The following is a 17,152-nucleotide window of genomic DNA, read 5'->3' as shown; positions in this document are numbered from 1 at the left end:
AGAGGGATTTCTCCCCCTCTTATTCGTATCTTAATGCCTCAACGGGATCAAGCCTGCTTGCTCTTAGGGCTGGGTATAGCCCTGCAAAGGATGCCAATAACACTGAAAAAACTATTATTAGGAAAGCCAAATGGAAAGAAGTATAGAATATAGTAATGGGTTTACTTGCTTCTTTAATTACAAGGTGATTGATAAGAAGATTAATACCGCTATTTAAAATTGAGCCCACAAGAACTCCAACTACTCCTCCCAAGAAGCCTATAGTTCCTGATTCCACAAGAAATATATTCCTAATATCTTTTCTTGATGCCCCAAGAGCCCTCAAAATACCAATAAACTTAATTCTTTCATACATTGCCATAAGCATTGTATTCAAAACCCCTATGGACGCAACAAAAAGAACAATCCCTCCAACACTTCCTAATATAAGTTTAAATATGGAGAAATATTTATTAAGCTCTTTTAAGGCATCCTCAAGGGTCTGAACAGTATATCCCATGTCCTTAATTTTGCCAGCTACATCCTGCGTATATTCAAAACTTTTAGTCTTAACTATAGCCTCATCATATCCAAATTTATAAAAGTAATCTTTAACACCTTCATTAAAATCTTTTAGCTTTAAGGTTTGTTTGAAAGGTAAAATAATGTAATTTTCATAAATAGAATTTCCTTCTATTATACCTACTATCTTAAACTTCTCTTTGGTTTTTGCCTCTGGATTTTTCACATTTGATATGGTAATCTCCACATATTTTCCTACTAAGGTTTTTGGCTCTTTAACGAGGGATTCAAAAACTTTAGCCCCTAATATTGCCACATTATCATCACTATTTATGTAATCTTCATATTTTTTAAGAGAGGTAAGATATTTAGTATTAAAACTTGCTCCCATGACAAAAAAAAGCAGTAAAAAATGTACCTTTATTCTCAACTTTTGCCTCATCTATCATCAATTTAACATCTCCTGTTACTTCTTCTACTCCATTTATATCCTTCATCCTTTCAAGATCTTTATCAGTGATGATCTTTTTGAAATCCTTTTTATTTTCTCCCCTTGAAGAACCTACAGAAATTTGCACATTTTGTACCTCTTCTAATGGAGAAACATAGATCTGGTTAAGTAGGTCATACTTTTTTAGCTCACTATATAAAAGGTTTTGGGTTCCCATTCCAAGCCCTATCATAACCAATATTAGCATGGTACCAATTGAGATAGCGAGTACATTTAAAATAGTTCTTAATCTTCTCTTTTTAAGATTTAGAAATGCCATCTTGATAAAATCAATTATTTTCATTTCTTATCTCCTCCTTTATCTCTCCATCTCTTAAAGTTATTACTCTATTTGCAAAAGGAATATATTCTAAATTGTGGGTCACCATAACAACAGTTTTCCCCTCTTTATTCAACTCTTTTAAAAGCTGAATAATAGAAAGACCTGTTTTTGAGTCTAAGTTTCCAGTTGGTTCATCACAAAGAAGAATATTAGGATCATTTATAATTGCTCTTGCAATTGCAACTCTTTGCCTTTCTCCTCCTGAAAGCTCTACGGCTCTATTTTTTATTTTTTGAGATAATCCTACCTTTTCTAAAATCTCCTTAACCCTTTTCTCCCTACTATTCTTCCTGGAAAAAATCAAAGGGATCACCACATTCTCATAAACAGTGTAATTTGGTTCTAAATAGAAAAACTGAAAAACAAAACCTATTTTATTTAGCCTATACTCTGAAATCTTCTTATCATTAAACTTAAAAATATCTTGATTTTCCACAAAAACCTTCCCTTCTGATGGACAATCCAATCCTCCAATAATGTTTAAAAGGGTTGATTTTCCTGAACCCGATGGACCAATTATGGCAACAAATTCTCCTCTTTTAATCTTTAAATTAATATTCCTTAGGGCATAGAACTTTTCTTTGCCCATTAAGTAGTACTTGTATACATTCTCCACCCTAATCATTTCCTCACTCACAATCTACACCTCCTATTGTCTTACTGTATTAGTCATATAATACAGTAATATACCATTAATGTCAAGTATGAGAAATTATGAAATATGGAAAGACTTTCTTGACAAGTTTCTTGTTGAAGTGTATTATGTAACTAATACAGTAAGACAAAAGGAAGGTGAAAAGTTATAGAATTTGATGAAAAAATTCCCATTTATATACAAATTATTGACCTTATAAAGAAGGAGATAGTTAAAGGAAAAATAAAAAGGGGAGATAAATTGCCTTCTGTTAGAGATTTGGCGGAAGAGTTAAAGGTAAATCCTAATACTGTGCAAAAAGCCTATCAGGAGTTGGAAAGGGAAGGCATTATCTATACCTTGAGAGGTACAGGCTCTTTTGTTGTTGAAGATGAAAATAAGATTTTGGGACTTAGAGAGGCAATGGCAAAAGAGATTTTAGAAAGATTTGTAAAAGAGATGAAGGACCTTAATTTTTCAAAGGAGGAGATGTTTAAGTTGTTAACTTCCTTTTTAGAGGAGGAGAAAAATGGCAATTCTTGAGGTTAAAAACCTGAAAAAGGATTTTGGCAAAAGGTTGGTTTTGAAGGGAATATCCTTATCAGCAGATTTAGGTGAGATCATTGGTCTTTATGGTCCAAATGGGAGTGGTAAAACAACCTTCCTAAAGCTAATTGCAGGACTTCTAAAGCCATCGGAGGGGATTATAAAAATAGATGGGAGGGATGTGGGAGTATATACAAAATCAATAGTCTCTTTCTTGCCAGATAGAAACATTCTTCCACTCTGGATGAGTATAAAAGATGCATTCCATTTTTACAAAGACTTTTTCCTGGATTTTCAGGAAAATAAGTTTTTGGACATGATGAATTTCTTTAACTTGAAAGAAGATAAAAAGTTAAGGGAACTTTCAAGGGGAGAGCTTGAAAAAACCCTACTTGGCTTAGGCTTATCAAGAAAAGCCAAAATATATCTATTAGATGAACCATTAGGAGGCATGGACCCTTCTACAAGAGATAAAATTATTACAACTCTTCTAAGAAGTTATAGAGAAGATAGCCTTATGATAATTTCTACCCATCTTATTGGAGAAATAGAAAATATTGCGGATAGAACCATCTTTATCTCCAATGGAGAGATTATTTTGGATGAAAATACTGAAAATCTAAGAGAGAAAAATAGTAAGTCAATAAATGACCTATTTAAAGACATATTCTAATAAAAATTTGAGGAGGAAAGACTATGTGGAATCTTTTAAAATATAGCTTATTAGGAAGAAAAAAGTATTATCTAATTTTTATACTTATATTATTAGGAGTTTACCTTTCCCTTATCTTTTTAACCTCAGTTTCTAAAAAAGATATGACAATTTTAGAAGGAATTTTTAATTTCTCATTCTTAGCTTTTTCTATATCAATAGTTGTTTCTCTCATCATTAATATTAGATTTATGGCTTCTGAGGACCTAAACTACTTAAGTTTTTCTCTCCCTATAAAGCCATCTTTACTTTTATACAAAAACCTTATTATCCTCCTTATTGAGCTTTTATTTCTTACTTTATTTAACCTGTTTTTAATGACTATCTTGAGTATGTCAATTAACACGAAAGTTCCCCAAGATTTCATTTTTTATCTTTTCAAACAAGGAGGAATCATAAGTATATTTTTATTCCCTCTTTCTTTTTTAATCATTTTTCTTATTATCTCTCTTTATGTTGTTTCCTCAAAACTTCCCTATGAAGACAGATTTTTAAAATTTTCTTGTTACCTACTAAGTAGTCTCTATATGATATTCTCAGATTCGGTGGAAAATAGGTTGGCTCAAATTTTCCCCTACAAATTGCCCTTTTCCATACCTGGTTATGATTTTGAAAAAATATATCAAGTGAATGGAAATATCAGTATAGAAAGCTATGTATCTGCATCAAGAATTGAGTTTAATATAGCAGTAATTTTATACAACATCTTTACATTTATCTTTTTCATAGCTTTGATATCTTATCTCCTTAATAAAAAAATGGAGATAAAATAGCTAATTATCCTTAAGTATTTCATCCTTCAGCTCTGGATACTTCTTCACAGCTTCAATCGCCATAACCTTTGCTATAATTTTCAAATTCTTATTAATCTCCTTAAGCTCTTCCCAAATAAGATGAAGCATATACTCAACTCCTGCCATACCACTTTAAACCTCCTTTCTAAATTTAAATCCCACATTGTTCAGATCAAACAGGAATTCTTTGAATTTAAACCTACATTCAAGATTGTTTAAATCCCACATTGTTCAGATCAAACTCATAACCTCTTTCATCTATCTTTTTTATTAAATCTTCGTTTAAATCCCACATTGTTCAGATCAAACTGCCACTTCTTTCTTCCAGAAGTTTTTCTTCATAGTGGTTTAAATCCCACATTGTTCAGATCAAACAATACTATAGTTTTTATTAAGGACTGAAAATTTTAAAAATTGTTTAAATCCCACATTGTTCAGATCAAACTGGAGAAAGATAGTAAATGAAGCCCCTATTGAAGGGTTTAAATCCCACATTGTTCAGATCAAACCAGTGGCTGGCAAGATAGCCCGCCCCCTACTCTCAAAGTTTAAATCCCACATTGTTCAGATCAAACACTTCAAAAACAAGTGGGACAGCTAAGACAGCTGAAGGTTTAAATCCCACATTGTTCAGATCAAACTCTTTAGACAAGATAGAGTGGATTATTGTGTTAGAAGTTTAAATCCCACATTGTTCAGATCAAACACGTAGCGAAGATATTAGCTGTAGAAGGTATAACTGTTGTTTAAATCCCACATTGTTCAGATCAAACGAGAATAGATTCTACCTATGGGAACCACTTAGGCTATAGTTTAAATCCCACATTGTTCAGATCAAACTGACGAAATATTTGAAATAACAGACCCCGTTGTAAGGGTTTAAATCCCACATTGTTCAGATCAAACGAGCTATGTCGAAGGTGAAGAAATAAAAGATCTAAGTTTAAATCCCACATTGTTCAGATCAAACCTTTTCTCCTTTCAGATAGTTTTCAATACTAAACGAGTTTAAATCCCACATTGTTCAGATCAAACGCGAACTGGTTATGGACGGGAATAAAGGGAAGTGCGAAGTTTAAATCCCACATTGTTCAGATCAAACTTTCTCTTCTTTTTGTATAATGCTTGCTCCTTCAACGTTTAAATCCCACATTGTTCAGATCAAACGAGCGACCTTCGTGGTGCTATTTTAGCGCAAGTTTCTACGTTTAAATCCCACATTGTTCAGATCAAACTACTCAAGCATTAATAAACTACATACTACCTATAGCAGTTTAAATCCCACATTGTTCAGATCAAACAAGATGTATAAAGGAAAAGTATTATTCTGTGAACCAGTTTAAATCCCACATTGTTCAGATCAAACACTGCATTACACAATGCAAAAGTGCAGAGATCTACCGGGTTTAAATCCCACATTGTTCAGATCAAACATAGGGTAACAGAAGTAGATAAGTGGTTTTTTATGAGTTTAAATCCCACATTGTTCAGATCAAACAAAGTTTTCTCATTTTTCCTCAAAATTTCGAAGAATTTAAAAGTTTCACTTTTAAGATTAGAACGTTTTAAAATTAGATTAGGCACGTGCCTTGTAGCTCGCCTATAAGGGTAGAAAATTTCACGATTTAGTCATTTTATTTTGATGTGATAACTGTTTAAATCCCACATTGTTCAGATCAAACTCTCCATTCTAACTAATACGTAGATAGCTACAAAGATGTTTAAATCCCACATTGTTCAGATCAAACATTTATTTGTCCAGTATGCAGACAAGAACATCCGTGTTTAAATCCCACATTGTTCAGATCAAACCTTCCGCAAACTCTATTAATGTCTCCCTTTCTACCTGTTTAAATCCCACATTGTTCAGATCAAACTATACATTTATATACATATCCTCATTCTCCTTTACAACGTTTAAATCCCACATTGTTCAGATCAAACCCTTTTCTCCTTTCAGATAGTTTTCAATACTAATCGAGTTTAAATCCCACATTGTTCAGATCAAACCGTCTGTGACTGTGTATTATATCCTTGTTTTGTTTTGTTTAAATCCCACATTGTTCAGATCAAACCTCGGTCTTGGGTATCCAACATGAAAAATCTCCTGCGGTTTAAATCCCACATTGTTCAGATCAAACTTTCCTCACCCTCTACGTAGTCCCAGAAACACCCTTTGTTTAAATCCCACATTGTTCAGATCAAACATTTGACACTGACAATTACATTCTAAACGTAAAAAAGTTTAAATCCCACATTGTTCAGATCAAACGCTTGGAATTCTTGGCTTGTATTCAGAGAAGGGAAAGTTTAAATCCCACATTGTTCAGATCAAACTTATCACGTTTAAAAAACTTTGTCAACTATTTTCTTGTTTAAATCCCACATTGTTCAGATCAAACAAATTTCTCTATTGCCTGCGGGCAAATCTGATAAAAGTTTAAATCCCACATTGTTCAGATCAAACATGAGTTTGGTACTCCTCCCACCTCTGCATTATGCTTGTTTAAATCCCACATTGTTCAGATCAAACAGCATTGCTGCGTCTCCTCTGGAGTCTGTAATTCCAGTTTAAATCCCACATTGTTCAGATCAAACTCTCCTTCTGTTCTTTTAGCAACTACCCAAGCAAAAAGGTTTAAATCCCACATTGTTCAGATCAAACAAAGGCATTAGAACTTAAATCCATAACTCCATCTTTGTTTAAATCCCACATTGTTCAGATCAAACTTTATCAGATTTGCCTGCAGGCAATAGAGAAATTGTTTAAATCCCACATTGTTCAGATCAAACATTGCGTGCACATGGGACACAGAAAAACGTTTTCTTTGTTTAAATCCCACATTGTTCAGATCAAACTCGTATATCCTGCGCAAATTCCAGCAGCGTCTCTCTCTGTTTAAATCCCACATTGTTCAGATCAAACCTTTGACCTTCACCTTTAAACACCTCCTTAGCAAGATCGTTTAAATCCCACATTGTTCAGATCAAACAAGAGTATATCAAGATACAGTTACATATACTATGCCGTTTAAATCCCACATTGTTCAGATCAAACAACTATAGCTCCTCAAGGAGAAATAACTCCAGAGAAGTTTAAATCCCACATTGTTCAGATCAAACTTGGCAAGCAGGAATAGCAAGAGCAGGAGATGCCAAGGTTTAAATCCCACATTGTTCAGATCAAACTTTCTCAATTCTGTGCTTTTCCTTAAACTTCTCAATTGTTTAAATCCCACATTGTTCAGATCAAACTTTCTAATATCCATACTAACACCTCCCGTTTAATTTTTAGTTTAAATCCCACATTGTTCAGATCAAACTGCAGTTGCTATTACTCTTACCCTCTCTATATTTCTGTTTAAATCCCACATTGTTCAGATCAAACTTTGGATTTTTACTCGAGGGTTTGGTACCTTCTTCTGCGTTTAAATCCCACATTGTTCAGATCAAACGCGAGGAGATATCTCTTTCTCAGTAGCAAGAGAGATCGTTTAAATCCCACATTGTTCAGATCAAACACTTCTGATACCACCTGTCCCATATCTCTCTCTCTACGTTTAAATCCCACATTGTTCAGATCAAACAAGAGCAGAAGAGTTAGTAGCCCCACTTATTTGCTGGTTTAAATCCCACATTGTTCAGATCAAACCACTGTCTACAAAAGAAATCCCGTTATCCCATTTAGAGTTTAAATCCCACATTGTTCAGATCAAACTTATCACGTTTAAAAAACTTTGTCAACTATTTTCTTGTTTAAATCCCACATTGTTCAGATCAAACCTTTTGTCCCCGCTTGTATTACCTCGGTTTCGGAAGAGTTTAAATCCCACATTGTTCAGATCAAACCTTGCAGTTATACCAGAAATAAACAAACTACACCAAAGTTTAAATCCCACATTGTTCAGATCAAACATGAAGAAGATATGCCCTATATACATCATACGGAGAAGTTTAAATCCCACATTGTTCAGATCAAACTTGTAGAGGTTGACAACATAGTCAATAAGTTATTGCGTTTAAATCCCACATTGTTCAGATCAAACTAGAAAATTAAGAATTTCGCAAGCCCGCCACTAAAAGTTTAAATCCCACATTGTTCAGATCAAACTTTGTTGTTTTGTGCGTCCCATTCAATCGGAATTTGTTTAAATCCCACATTGTTCAGATCAAACGTAGGTTCTTTCACTTCTTCATGATAGCTCTCTTGATGTTTAAATCCCACATTGTTCAGATCAAACTTACGAAAGGGGGCTAAAAAAAAATATGGCTTCAAAGGTTTAAATCCCACATTGTTCAGATCAAACCTCTCGGTACTATCTCTACTTCAAATCTTACTGCTTCGTTTAAATCCCACATTGTTCAGATCAAACGATTTAATATTTAGTTTTAAAAATGTAATTGAAGGGTGTTTAAATCCCACATTGTTCAGATCAAACCTTGCTTAACAACTACAGACTTAATCACAGCTACATAGTTTAAATCCCACATTGTTCAGATCAAACTTGAAAGATGTAAAAAACAAAGTAAAAATTATAATTGACGTTTAAATCCCACATTGTTCAGATCAAACGCCAAAGACAATTGGATAAGAATTTGCACCAATATCGTTTAAATCCCACATTGTTCAGATCAAACATGCTTCTTTAGTCGCTCTAAAACCTATCTGGATAGGTTTAAATCCCACATTGTTCAGATCAAACATGATGAAATTTTAGAGAAAATATTTAGTTTTGACTGTTTAAATCCCACATTGTTCAGATCAAACCTCTACTACAAATTTTAGAGTTGCGACTTATAAAATAGCGTTTAAATCCCACATTGTTCAGATCAAACTTTCAGGCTTTTATTTCTCGTGCTCTGGAGTATTATTGTTTAAATCCCACATTGTTCAGATCAAACCCAATTCTTCAGATTAAATATCTATATTAATTATAACATTGTTAATTACAATATTTTAATAAGATTGTAAGTACAATATTTTAGATTTCAGTTTGTAGGTATTTTGCATCAAACCTTAGGTTGAATTTCAGACCTGCTCAAATTTCATATATAAAATATAGATTTTCACTAATATTTTAAAAAACCATTAATAAATTGAGCTTTGCGGAAACTTCAATAAATATAGGAATCCATATTTTTCTCGAGACCTAAGATAGACTTTGCATAATTATTTTTATTCTCAATGATATAGAAATAGATTGAGTCTTCCTCTGGAACAATTACAAGTTGTAATTCTTTTTTGCATTTTTCTAATTTCCCAATGGATATCTCTCCCTCGAAAACCGAATTTTGTACCCATACAAAATATCTTTTTAGAATTTTTCTAACTTTATTTACTCTTTCTTCATTTATATCATAAGTGATGATAACGAACATTCTTACCACCAAGCCTTTAGCGGTTTATAGATTTCATCTTTAAGAAGATGTTTTATAAGTTTGTAACATTCAAGCCTTATTAGGAATCTGTATGAGACGTTCCTCCCTAATTTTCTATGTTTTATTGTTGTATCCATTTTTGTTTCGAATTCCTTTATAAATTTCTTTCTTCCAGATTCACTGAGGTAGCAATAATTAACATCCTGATCAAAGTCTTCATCTTTAAGCATGTTATTGTTTATTAATTTAAAAATTATAGTATCTGTAATTAATGGTTTAAATATTTCTGATATATCCAAGCTAAGAGAGAATCTCCTCTCTCTTGGCTCATGGAGATAACTAATAGTTGGATTAAGTTGGGTCTTGTATATTTCTGAAAGTACTGCGGAATAAGTCAGAGAATTCCCAAAAGAAATGAGAGCATTTATTGGATTTTTAGGTGGTCTTTTTTCTCTTTTTTCAAAAAGAAATTTCCCTTTTAGAATTACGTTAAAGGCATCATAGTAGGCATCTCTTGCTCTTCCTTCACATCCCATAAGCTCATTTATGTCGTTACAAGTTCCAGCTTTTTCAAGCTCCTGTTTAATTTTGAAAATAAATTCTTCAGTATTCTCATACTCTCTAAGATTTCTTTGCATATGGAAAAGGGCTCCCTCAACAAAGGAGTATGCAAGATACATTCTCTCTTCTTTATTTAAATAATGTTCAACTTGTTTAACTAATAGCTCTCCAGAAACATTTTTCTCTCGAGGAATATAGGATCCTGAGTAATATCCGTAGTAGTTGTAAACATGGATAATGATATTGTTTTGAGCAAAAAAGTTTAAAGCTTTTGTATTTATGTCGACTTCTCCGAATAGATGGATAGCGCTAATATTCTCAATGGGGAAATATTTCTTTTCCCCCTCTTTAGGCTCAAAGTATATGGTATTTTCTTTACGCTTTATGGTCCCACTCGAGAAAATGTACAAATCTTTTTGCATAATTGATTATTCACTTACAAAGCAAAATTCAAAATATGCGCATTTTCTACAATATTTTTTCTTTTCCACAGGAGGTGGAGTTTCTCTCTTTATTACTTCCTCTACTCTTTTAATAGCATCCTCCACCTCCCTTTCCTTTTCAGGGGTAAGCTCTACTATCTCACGTTTTCTTTGTTTCGGATAATTTAATATTCCCTTTTTATATATTCCAAGCTTTTTCAAGTAATATAAATAGTAAAGAATCTGCATTCTATTTGGCTCCTCTAAGCTATCACTGTACTTTATCTCCCTTATTTCTTCTTCATCTAATATGTCTATACATATAAGATCGTCTATTAATATTCTCCTTTTTTCTTCTTTGGGATAGCTAAATTCATCAATTAATTTACCCAGCAATACTTTATCGGAGGTATGCTCCATGCACACACCTCTGTCGAAGAGCCAAAGTTTCCTCTCACATACATATAGGTAATTTATTTTTACTCCTGTAATTCTTAACTCTTGACTTAATTCTATGTTTTTTACTCCCCTTTCTTTTTGCTAAATTATATTCTCTGTGGATTTATCAGGAATAAGCCCTAATTCTTTATTATATTCTAAATTAATTAAAAAAACTCTTAAATCTAATTCTCTTTCTAATGAAATTAAATTTTGGGAGTAAGTTTTTATTTCTAAAGGAATATTTATAGTAAAGTTTTTTAATTCCTTAATACCTTCTAATTTTTTAAATGCATCCTTAGAGTAGATTTTGTCTCCTATTTCTATTATTTTTTCCTTGTTCTTTTCATAAATTTCAATGGGTATAGCATCTATACTTGAAATTTTTCTAAAAATTTTTTCAGCCTCTATTTTATTATCAGCCTTATATCCTAATTTAAGAATTCTTTGATATTCCTGAAATTTTTTATAATACTTTGTGTTTTTTAATAGATCAAGAGAATATATTTTCTCCACTAAAGATTTCTTAGTCTTTTCATCTAATAATTTGTTATTGAAATCATAAAGAAGATTATAAGTAGAGTCAATCAATAAGGAATCATAAACATGAATTTTCCCTGATGGATTACCTGAATTTCCTACAATTATTATATTTGGAGTGTCTTCTAAATATTGTCTCTTCCTATACACCCTACCCATTCTTTGTATTAAGGTATCTATGGGAGCTAATTCTGAGAACAATATATCAAAGTCTATATCTAAAGATGCTTCTATTATTTGTGTAGATACCCAAATACATGGACTTTGCTTTTTTTCATCTAAGAAAATTTGTTCTTCTTTTTCAGTTCTATCTTTCCAAGTAAATCTTGAATGTAAAAGTTTTATCCCTTCATGCTCTTTTGTTTTAGATATTAAAAATTTATATATATTTTGTGCCTTTTTTACAGTATTTGTTATAATTAGTATCTTCTTTCCTTTTTTATAATTTTCAATTATTTCATCAGCAACATCTTCTAAATCTTTATCAGGATAATATCTTAAAATATGTCTAGTATTTTGATTTTCAGTATATTCTATTATTGTAGCTATATCTTCTAATTCTTTCTTTAAGATTGGATAAAAGGTAGCACTCATTAAACAAAATCTTCCCCCTATATTATTTATCTTCTTTAATCCTTCAACAATAACAGCTAAAGATTCGGAAGTGTATGCTTGCGGTTCATCTACTACTACTTTAGTATATGGAAGAATGGAAAATATTTTCTCATAACCTGGAAAGTAAAAGAATGAAATAAAAATCTGATCTGCAGTACTAACCGTTATAGGATATGATAGTTGTCTTGAGGAAGCTATATTATATAAGTGTTCTTTTAATTCATTTTCAGATTTTCTAATTTCTTCGAGCCCGTAGTATGCACAATCAGCATGTAAAAGACCAATTTTGTCTTTTCCAAATATATTCTTAAGGCGTTCATACATTGCATTGACAGAAACTCTTAAAGGAAGTGTATAAATTGCCTTTCTATCTCCTATCCAATTAATTGCAAATTCTGTTTTACCACTTCCAGTGGGAGCTACTAAAAGTACATTTTTATCTCTTAAATAAATTGCCTGTTTTTGGAAAGGTTTAAATCCAGTAAAGCCAAATTTGCTTTTTAGATATGATATTAATTCGTTCTCGCAATTTTTAATTCTTTCCCTTTCTATTTCTACATGGGCAGAGGAGGAATGGTCTAATCTGTATAAAAATCCTTTAAGCATGATAAATGTTAGTTTGTTTTCTAAGTTTGTAATTTTACCATAATCCTTAATTAAACCAAAATAATTACATCCTAAACTATCCCCATTACCAAAGTTTTTATCATAATTTTTTACCCAAGAAAGATATTCTGTTTTGTTTAGTACTTCTTCGTTTAAGTAATTCCTAAAATATTCTTCGTCAAAATCAAAATCTCTGTAATGGTGATACATTACGGCATATATAAGCATAAAAATATCGTTTATATCAAAATTATTTATCCCCGAAAAAACATTCTTGGGGATTAAAGCAGGTGATAGGAAATTATGGGGTATTTCCTGGGAAAACTTAGTTTTCAACCTTTCTTTTCCTAAAAGATCTCTGATCTTATTCTGAAATAGTGAGTTCACCTTACCTAAATCATGATATACTACTGCAATTCTCAATATTTCCCAGAATTTATCAGGATCATAATTCTCTCTTCTAAGGATTTCATTTATTTCTTCATAATAACTTTTCTTTAGTAATTCAAGATTTTTCAAAAGAGCAAGAGTATGTTCCTCAAGGGTCTCAAAAGAAATCTGTCCATTTTCCCTATATGTTTTTGCGTAAATAATATGATGCTCATCCATTGAAATCACCCACTAGTTCTACTAAGTCACCCTCAGAATCCAAAATGGCTTCTTCAAATAATGTTCCTTCCTCTACATAAACTACATCTATTTTCTCAAAATACCTTAAATCTTGCTCAATCTTATATTTAAAAGGTAATCTATAATTTATACCAATTAATTTATATTTTTCTGCAGTCTCTTTCTTAAGATAAATAGGATATTTAATTTTATAAAAATCGAATCCTATATTTTTCTTTTCTACTTCTATGAATTTTATTTCATCTATTCTTACTATATCCTCATGTCTTCCTATAGAAGGAAAAACATCATAAATATTTGTCTCAATTTTACTGAGAAATTCAAAAGGCATGTTTATATGTATAGTAAGATAAACATCCTGTAAATTTGCCACATAGAATGGAGATCTAACTAAACTCTTATTGTACTCTGGTAGAAAAATTTCCTCTTCTGTATTTCTTTTTCTATCAAATTTATAAAAGGTTTGTAAATCGTATACTATGTTTTCGTATGTACCTTGTATAGATATACTGATAGGTATATATTCTTTAGCCTGTAAAACTCTATGTATCCAGCCTCTTATATGTGAATAAGTAGGCAAAGGGTAGGTGTCAATAAAATTGTAAGAAAATGGCTTTCTATAATTAGCAAACTGTTGATATACTTTTAATTTAAGCACTTTCATAGAAAGCTTTTACCCCTTTTTTTAATTCTTCAAATAAATCATTTATGTCTTTTGCATTTTCAAACTCATTCTCATTTCCCCAATACCCCTTTAGTAATCCAATATGAGTATAATCTTCAACCAAGGAATCATTAATCTTGATATTTAGAGTACTTTTTATTAATTCAGTATTTATTTTAAATTTTCTTGTAGAACTATCTAAAGATACTTTAATCCTATTTAAGAAAAATGGGTTTTTTATTGGATATATACCACCGATTACAAAAATAGGATTTAGATTTTCAATACGTCCTTTTATTTCTCTATTCATAACCTTTAATGCTTCCAACACATTTTGTACTCTTTTAATTCTTGTCTCTTTGTCTAACTCAATATTTTCATTCTCATCTTTTCCTAATCTATCTAAATCTATAGTTACAGTATATGTATATAAGGAATAATGCTGTTCAAATTGGAACGGATTAGGATCAGATTTTAACCTATCCGCAAAGTTTTTATTAGTTCCAAACTCTAAATCATTTAAATAAGGCTCCAAAGAAATAGCAGGAGAAAATCTTACTACTGCTGAGCGGGTTATAGCCTTTTGTCCCCTTATTGTCTTCATATACCCAAAAAGATCAAGCTCTTCATAGTCTTTAATATTTGCTTCTTCTTTGAATTGAATTACTTCCTTCTCCTTAGTTAAGGGAGCATCTTCTACCCCAAACATATTTTTTAGAGTTTTGAATAACTCGTATCTCAAGGCTTGGCGAGACATATAAGTTAATGTATATCCTTCCCTGGTTAGTTTTTTAAGCTCTGATATGTTTCCCACACCCTCTCCATAATTTAAACTCATAGCTTCAAAAACTATGCTTAAAGTTAAACCTCCCTTTTTCATTTCACTTACCTCCTTCTTAATTATTCTTTAGATGTATATTTAGATAAAATACCATTTACAAAACTATAACCATACGAGAGAAATAGCTCTTTATCGCTAATAGCTTTTACGAATAAGGTTGGAACCTCAAGGGCATAGCTAATATAAATTCTAAGAATGTGATCCATAAAACCATGTATATCTTCTGTTCTTAGATAGGAGAGAAGTTTATAGGATAGGGAAGGAATTTTGTTCTCAGCCTTTTCCTCTATAAGTTTGTTTGCAATTTCTTCTCCTTTTTTAAACATAAACCAAATTTGATCTTCATTTATTAAACTCATTCTATCACTCCTTTCTCTTTTTCTAAATTTTCTTAAATACTCACTAATTATTAGGTTTAAGATGTTTAAATGGTATGGATAATAAAATGTCTTAATTTCCATATTACCTTTTAAGTTTTCCAGATATAAATATTCTAAAAAGTTTAGATAGTCGTAATTTAAAGTGTTTGCCAAGATCTTCTCTAATAATTCTAAGACTATGCTTTTATTTTTATCTTTTATAGAATAACTTATTTTGGATATAATTTTAAAAGTATTTTCAGAATGATGTTTTAAAAATTCTGCTTTTGACCTGCTTATATTGAAGGAGAAAACCTTTGGAAGTAATTCCTTATTAGTCAGATCGATTTCTATAAAAGCAATACTTTGAAGGGCATGTTTACTTTTTTGACGCTCCTCATTTATTAATAGTTCACTAAAAAAGTCTATAAAAATGTTCTCATCAAGATTCTTTTTAAGTTGGTCTTGCAATAATAAATTATTCTTATAAAGATCTACAACAGATGTATCACTATTTACGAAGAAATATTTGTCTTCTCTTACAGATTCAGTAAAGCCTTTAAAAGTGCAGAAATATATTAATTCGCATATTTCACAGAGAGGAAGTTTTGCTTTAAAATTCCAAAAGAAATTTAATGCATCAGTATTAACGCCAGTGAAAGGGGAGAGTCCTGTGTCAAAATTTATATTCTTTTTGGCATATCTTTCCCCACAATTTACGCATAACGTATTTTTTTCGAGTTTATTAATCCCTTTAATTATATTATCTTCAAACTCTTCTTTGAATTTAATTTTGTAATCTGAAGTAACGCTTCTATTTAAAAAGTTTTTTTGCCCATAGATATTTCCTAAATATATTTTAACGTCATTTTCTATAAGTGTTTGTTTGTTTTTCTCAATAATATCTAAAATTTTTAATATATAGTCACTGAATAGTTCAGGGTTTCTTTTAATTTCCTCGAGGCTAAAACTTGGTAAATCCTTCTCCAATAAGTTCTTTAACCTTGAAAAACTATCTAATCTTTTTTTAAAGTCCTTATAGATTTTTTCAATATCCTTTTCTGATATTTCTTTATTGTTTATTTTTTCCAATATTTCCATGCAATATTCTATAAACCTATCGGTTCTTCTATATCTTTCATAAGCTGAATTAAAATATTTATCAGAGAAACCTTCTAATATATCTCTCTCAAACTGGATATAGTTTTCCCCAATATAAATAGTTTTTCCATTAGAAAGAATGTTTTCTCCTTCTTTTATATCTTCTTTTCCCTCTAAAAGAATTGATAAGAATCCAATGATACCTGCATTAAAGAGCCAATCCGAAAGGTAAACTCTTTCCATTTTCACACCACCTCCACCATGCCAAAGCCCTGTGCTCTTCTTAAACCAATCCCAAGCTTGTAAACATAATTTAAATCCTCAGGATCTCCAGAGAGCTCAAAGATCCCAGAAAAGCATGTGTAGGTATAAATTTTAGGCTCTGTATTTTTTTCTCTTACCCTATGTTTAACAACTTCCTTTCTTATTTTTATAGGTTTAAACTCGATTCTTTCCTTAATGCCACTACCTCTTATCACTTTGAGAATTGAATCCGTTATATAGTTAAATTCCCTTAGGAAATAAACAAAATTTTCATTGGTGAGTTCCAGCAAATGTCCATCTTTATCCAGAGGGAGCAGGGGATTTTCGTTTTTATCTTCTATTAAAATTGGAGATAACGTCTTAAATATGGCTTTATTTTCTTTTATCTCCTTCTCTCTTAAAAGAATTATGCTTTTCATTTTTGAGATGGTCCCCTCTCCAATTTTAAAGGGATATAGCCTTTTGCTTATTAATCCATTGTAAAGAGCTACTAAGAAGCCTGTATCAATGCTGGATACGTAAAATTCGATAGGGCTTTTAAGGTAAAAAATTTCTTTATCCTTTTTAAATTCTTCTTTATCATGTTGAAACCTTACTGCAAAGCAAAAAGGTTTTGGAGCTTTGTTAGATTTGTCTTCATAATGATATGAATCTTTCAAATATTCTTTCCCAAGCTCGGTGTTGCTAAGAGCATCTTTTATGAGTTTCATAA

General features: G+C 31.3%; 14 protein-coding genes and 2 CRISPR repeat arrays. Of the genes, 3 read left to right on the top strand and 11 right to left on the bottom strand.

Going from position 1 to position 17,152, the window contains the following annotated elements:
• Positions 1 to 19 precede the first annotated feature (19 nt).
• From CBR30_06030 to CBR30_06020, 3 genes are read right to left on the bottom strand one after another with little or no spacing between them, the layout of a single operon-like run.
• Positions 20 to 943, bottom strand: coding sequence for a hypothetical protein (locus CBR30_06030; GenBank protein PMQ01384.1), 924 nt, complete (start codon positions 941 to 943; stop codon positions 20 to 22).
• Positions 876 to 1,295, bottom strand: a complete 420-nt coding sequence (locus CBR30_06025) for a hypothetical protein (GenBank protein ID PMQ01383.1) — start codon at positions 1,293 to 1,295, stop codon at positions 876 to 878. Before CBR30_06025 ends, CBR30_06030 begins: the two co-directional genes overlap by 68 nt.
• Positions 1,282 to 1,959: an ABC transporter ATP-binding protein gene (locus CBR30_06020; GenBank protein PMQ01442.1), complete on the bottom strand. Its 678-nt coding sequence runs from the start codon at positions 1,957 to 1,959 to the stop codon at positions 1,282 to 1,284. The genes CBR30_06025 and CBR30_06020 overlap by 14 nt, the downstream gene beginning before the upstream one ends.
• A 177-nt stretch (positions 1,960 to 2,136) precedes the next feature.
• Between CBR30_06020 and CBR30_06015 the strand changes: the two genes are divergently transcribed.
• Genes CBR30_06015 through CBR30_06005 form a run of 3 tightly spaced genes read left to right on the top strand, consistent with a single transcriptional unit; the run spans position 2,137 to position 3,999 of the window.
• Entirely contained in the window at positions 2,137 to 2,511 is a 375-nt protein-coding gene (locus CBR30_06015; protein PMQ01382.1) for a GntR family transcriptional regulator, read from the top strand.
• On the top strand, positions 2,498 to 3,187 hold the full coding sequence (locus CBR30_06010) for a multidrug ABC transporter ATP-binding protein (GenBank protein PMQ01381.1): 690 nt from the start codon (positions 2,498 to 2,500) through the stop codon (positions 3,185 to 3,187). Before CBR30_06015 ends, CBR30_06010 begins: the two co-directional genes overlap by 14 nt.
• A 23-nt stretch (positions 3,188 to 3,210) precedes the next feature.
• Complete coding sequence (locus CBR30_06005; protein ID PMQ01380.1) at positions 3,211 to 3,999, top strand: hypothetical protein; 789 nt, start codon at positions 3,211 to 3,213, stop codon at positions 3,997 to 3,999.
• Between the two features lie 170 nt (positions 4,000 to 4,169).
• A CRISPR array of direct repeats spans positions 4,170 to 5,518; the repeat unit is 29 nt; unit sequence GTTTAAATCCCACATTGTTCAGATCAAAC.
• Between the two features lie 155 nt (positions 5,519 to 5,673).
• Positions 5,674 to 8,922: a CRISPR direct-repeat array (repeat unit 29 nt; unit sequence GTTTAAATCCCACATTGTTCAGATCAAAC).
• 213 nt (positions 8,923 to 9,135) lie between these two features.
• Here the strand turns inward: CBR30_06005 and cas2 are convergent.
• From cas2 to cas6, 8 genes are read right to left on the bottom strand one after another with little or no spacing between them, the layout of a single operon-like run.
• The gene (gene cas2, locus CBR30_06000; protein ID PMQ01379.1) at positions 9,136 to 9,399 is read right to left on the bottom strand and encodes a CRISPR-associated endonuclease Cas2; all 264 of its coding nucleotides are present in this window, start codon (positions 9,397 to 9,399) and stop codon (positions 9,136 to 9,138) included.
• A 2-nt stretch (positions 9,400 to 9,401) separates the two neighbouring features.
• Positions 9,402 to 10,382, bottom strand: a complete 981-nt coding sequence (locus tag CBR30_05995; GenBank protein PMQ01378.1) for a subtype I-B CRISPR-associated endonuclease Cas1 — start codon at positions 10,380 to 10,382, stop codon at positions 9,402 to 9,404.
• A gap of 6 nt (positions 10,383 to 10,388) precedes the next feature.
• Positions 10,389 to 10,898, bottom strand: a complete 510-nt coding sequence (gene cas4 / locus CBR30_05990) for a CRISPR-associated protein Cas4 (protein PMQ01377.1) — start codon at positions 10,896 to 10,898, stop codon at positions 10,389 to 10,391.
• A gap of 24 nt (positions 10,899 to 10,922) precedes the next feature.
• On the bottom strand, positions 10,923 to 13,190 hold the full coding sequence (locus CBR30_05985; protein ID PMQ01376.1) for a CRISPR-associated helicase/endonuclease Cas3: 2,268 nt from the start codon (positions 13,188 to 13,190) through the stop codon (positions 10,923 to 10,925).
• The gene (gene cas5b / locus CBR30_05980) at positions 13,183 to 13,875 is read right to left on the bottom strand and encodes a type I-B CRISPR-associated protein Cas5 (GenBank protein PMQ01375.1); all 693 of its coding nucleotides are present in this window, start codon (positions 13,873 to 13,875) and stop codon (positions 13,183 to 13,185) included. Before cas5b ends, CBR30_05985 begins: the two co-directional genes overlap by 8 nt.
• On the bottom strand, positions 13,862 to 14,755 hold the full coding sequence (gene cas7i, locus CBR30_05975; protein PMQ01374.1) for a type I-B CRISPR-associated protein Cas7/Cst2/DevR: 894 nt from the start codon (positions 14,753 to 14,755) through the stop codon (positions 13,862 to 13,864). Before cas7i ends, cas5b begins: the two co-directional genes overlap by 14 nt.
• 20 nt (positions 14,756 to 14,775) lie before the next feature.
• Positions 14,776 to 16,419 carry a type I-B CRISPR-associated protein Cas8b1/Cst1 gene (cas8a1, locus tag CBR30_05970; protein ID PMQ01373.1) on the bottom strand — a complete coding sequence of 548 codons (1,644 nt, stop codon included), beginning with the start codon at positions 16,417 to 16,419 and terminating at the stop codon, positions 14,776 to 14,778.
• Between the two features lie 2 nt (positions 16,420 to 16,421).
• Positions 16,422 to 17,150, bottom strand: a complete 729-nt coding sequence (gene cas6 / locus CBR30_05965; protein ID PMQ01372.1) for a CRISPR-associated endoribonuclease Cas6 — start codon at positions 17,148 to 17,150, stop codon at positions 16,422 to 16,424.
• Positions 17,151 to 17,152 lie beyond the last annotated feature (2 nt).

Origin of the sequence: Dictyoglomus sp. NZ13-RE01, assembly GCA_002878375.1 — a bacterium.
GTDB lineage: Bacteria > Dictyoglomota > Dictyoglomia > Dictyoglomales > Dictyoglomaceae > NZ13-RE01.
This window is presented reverse-complemented; position numbering and strand designations above follow the sequence as displayed.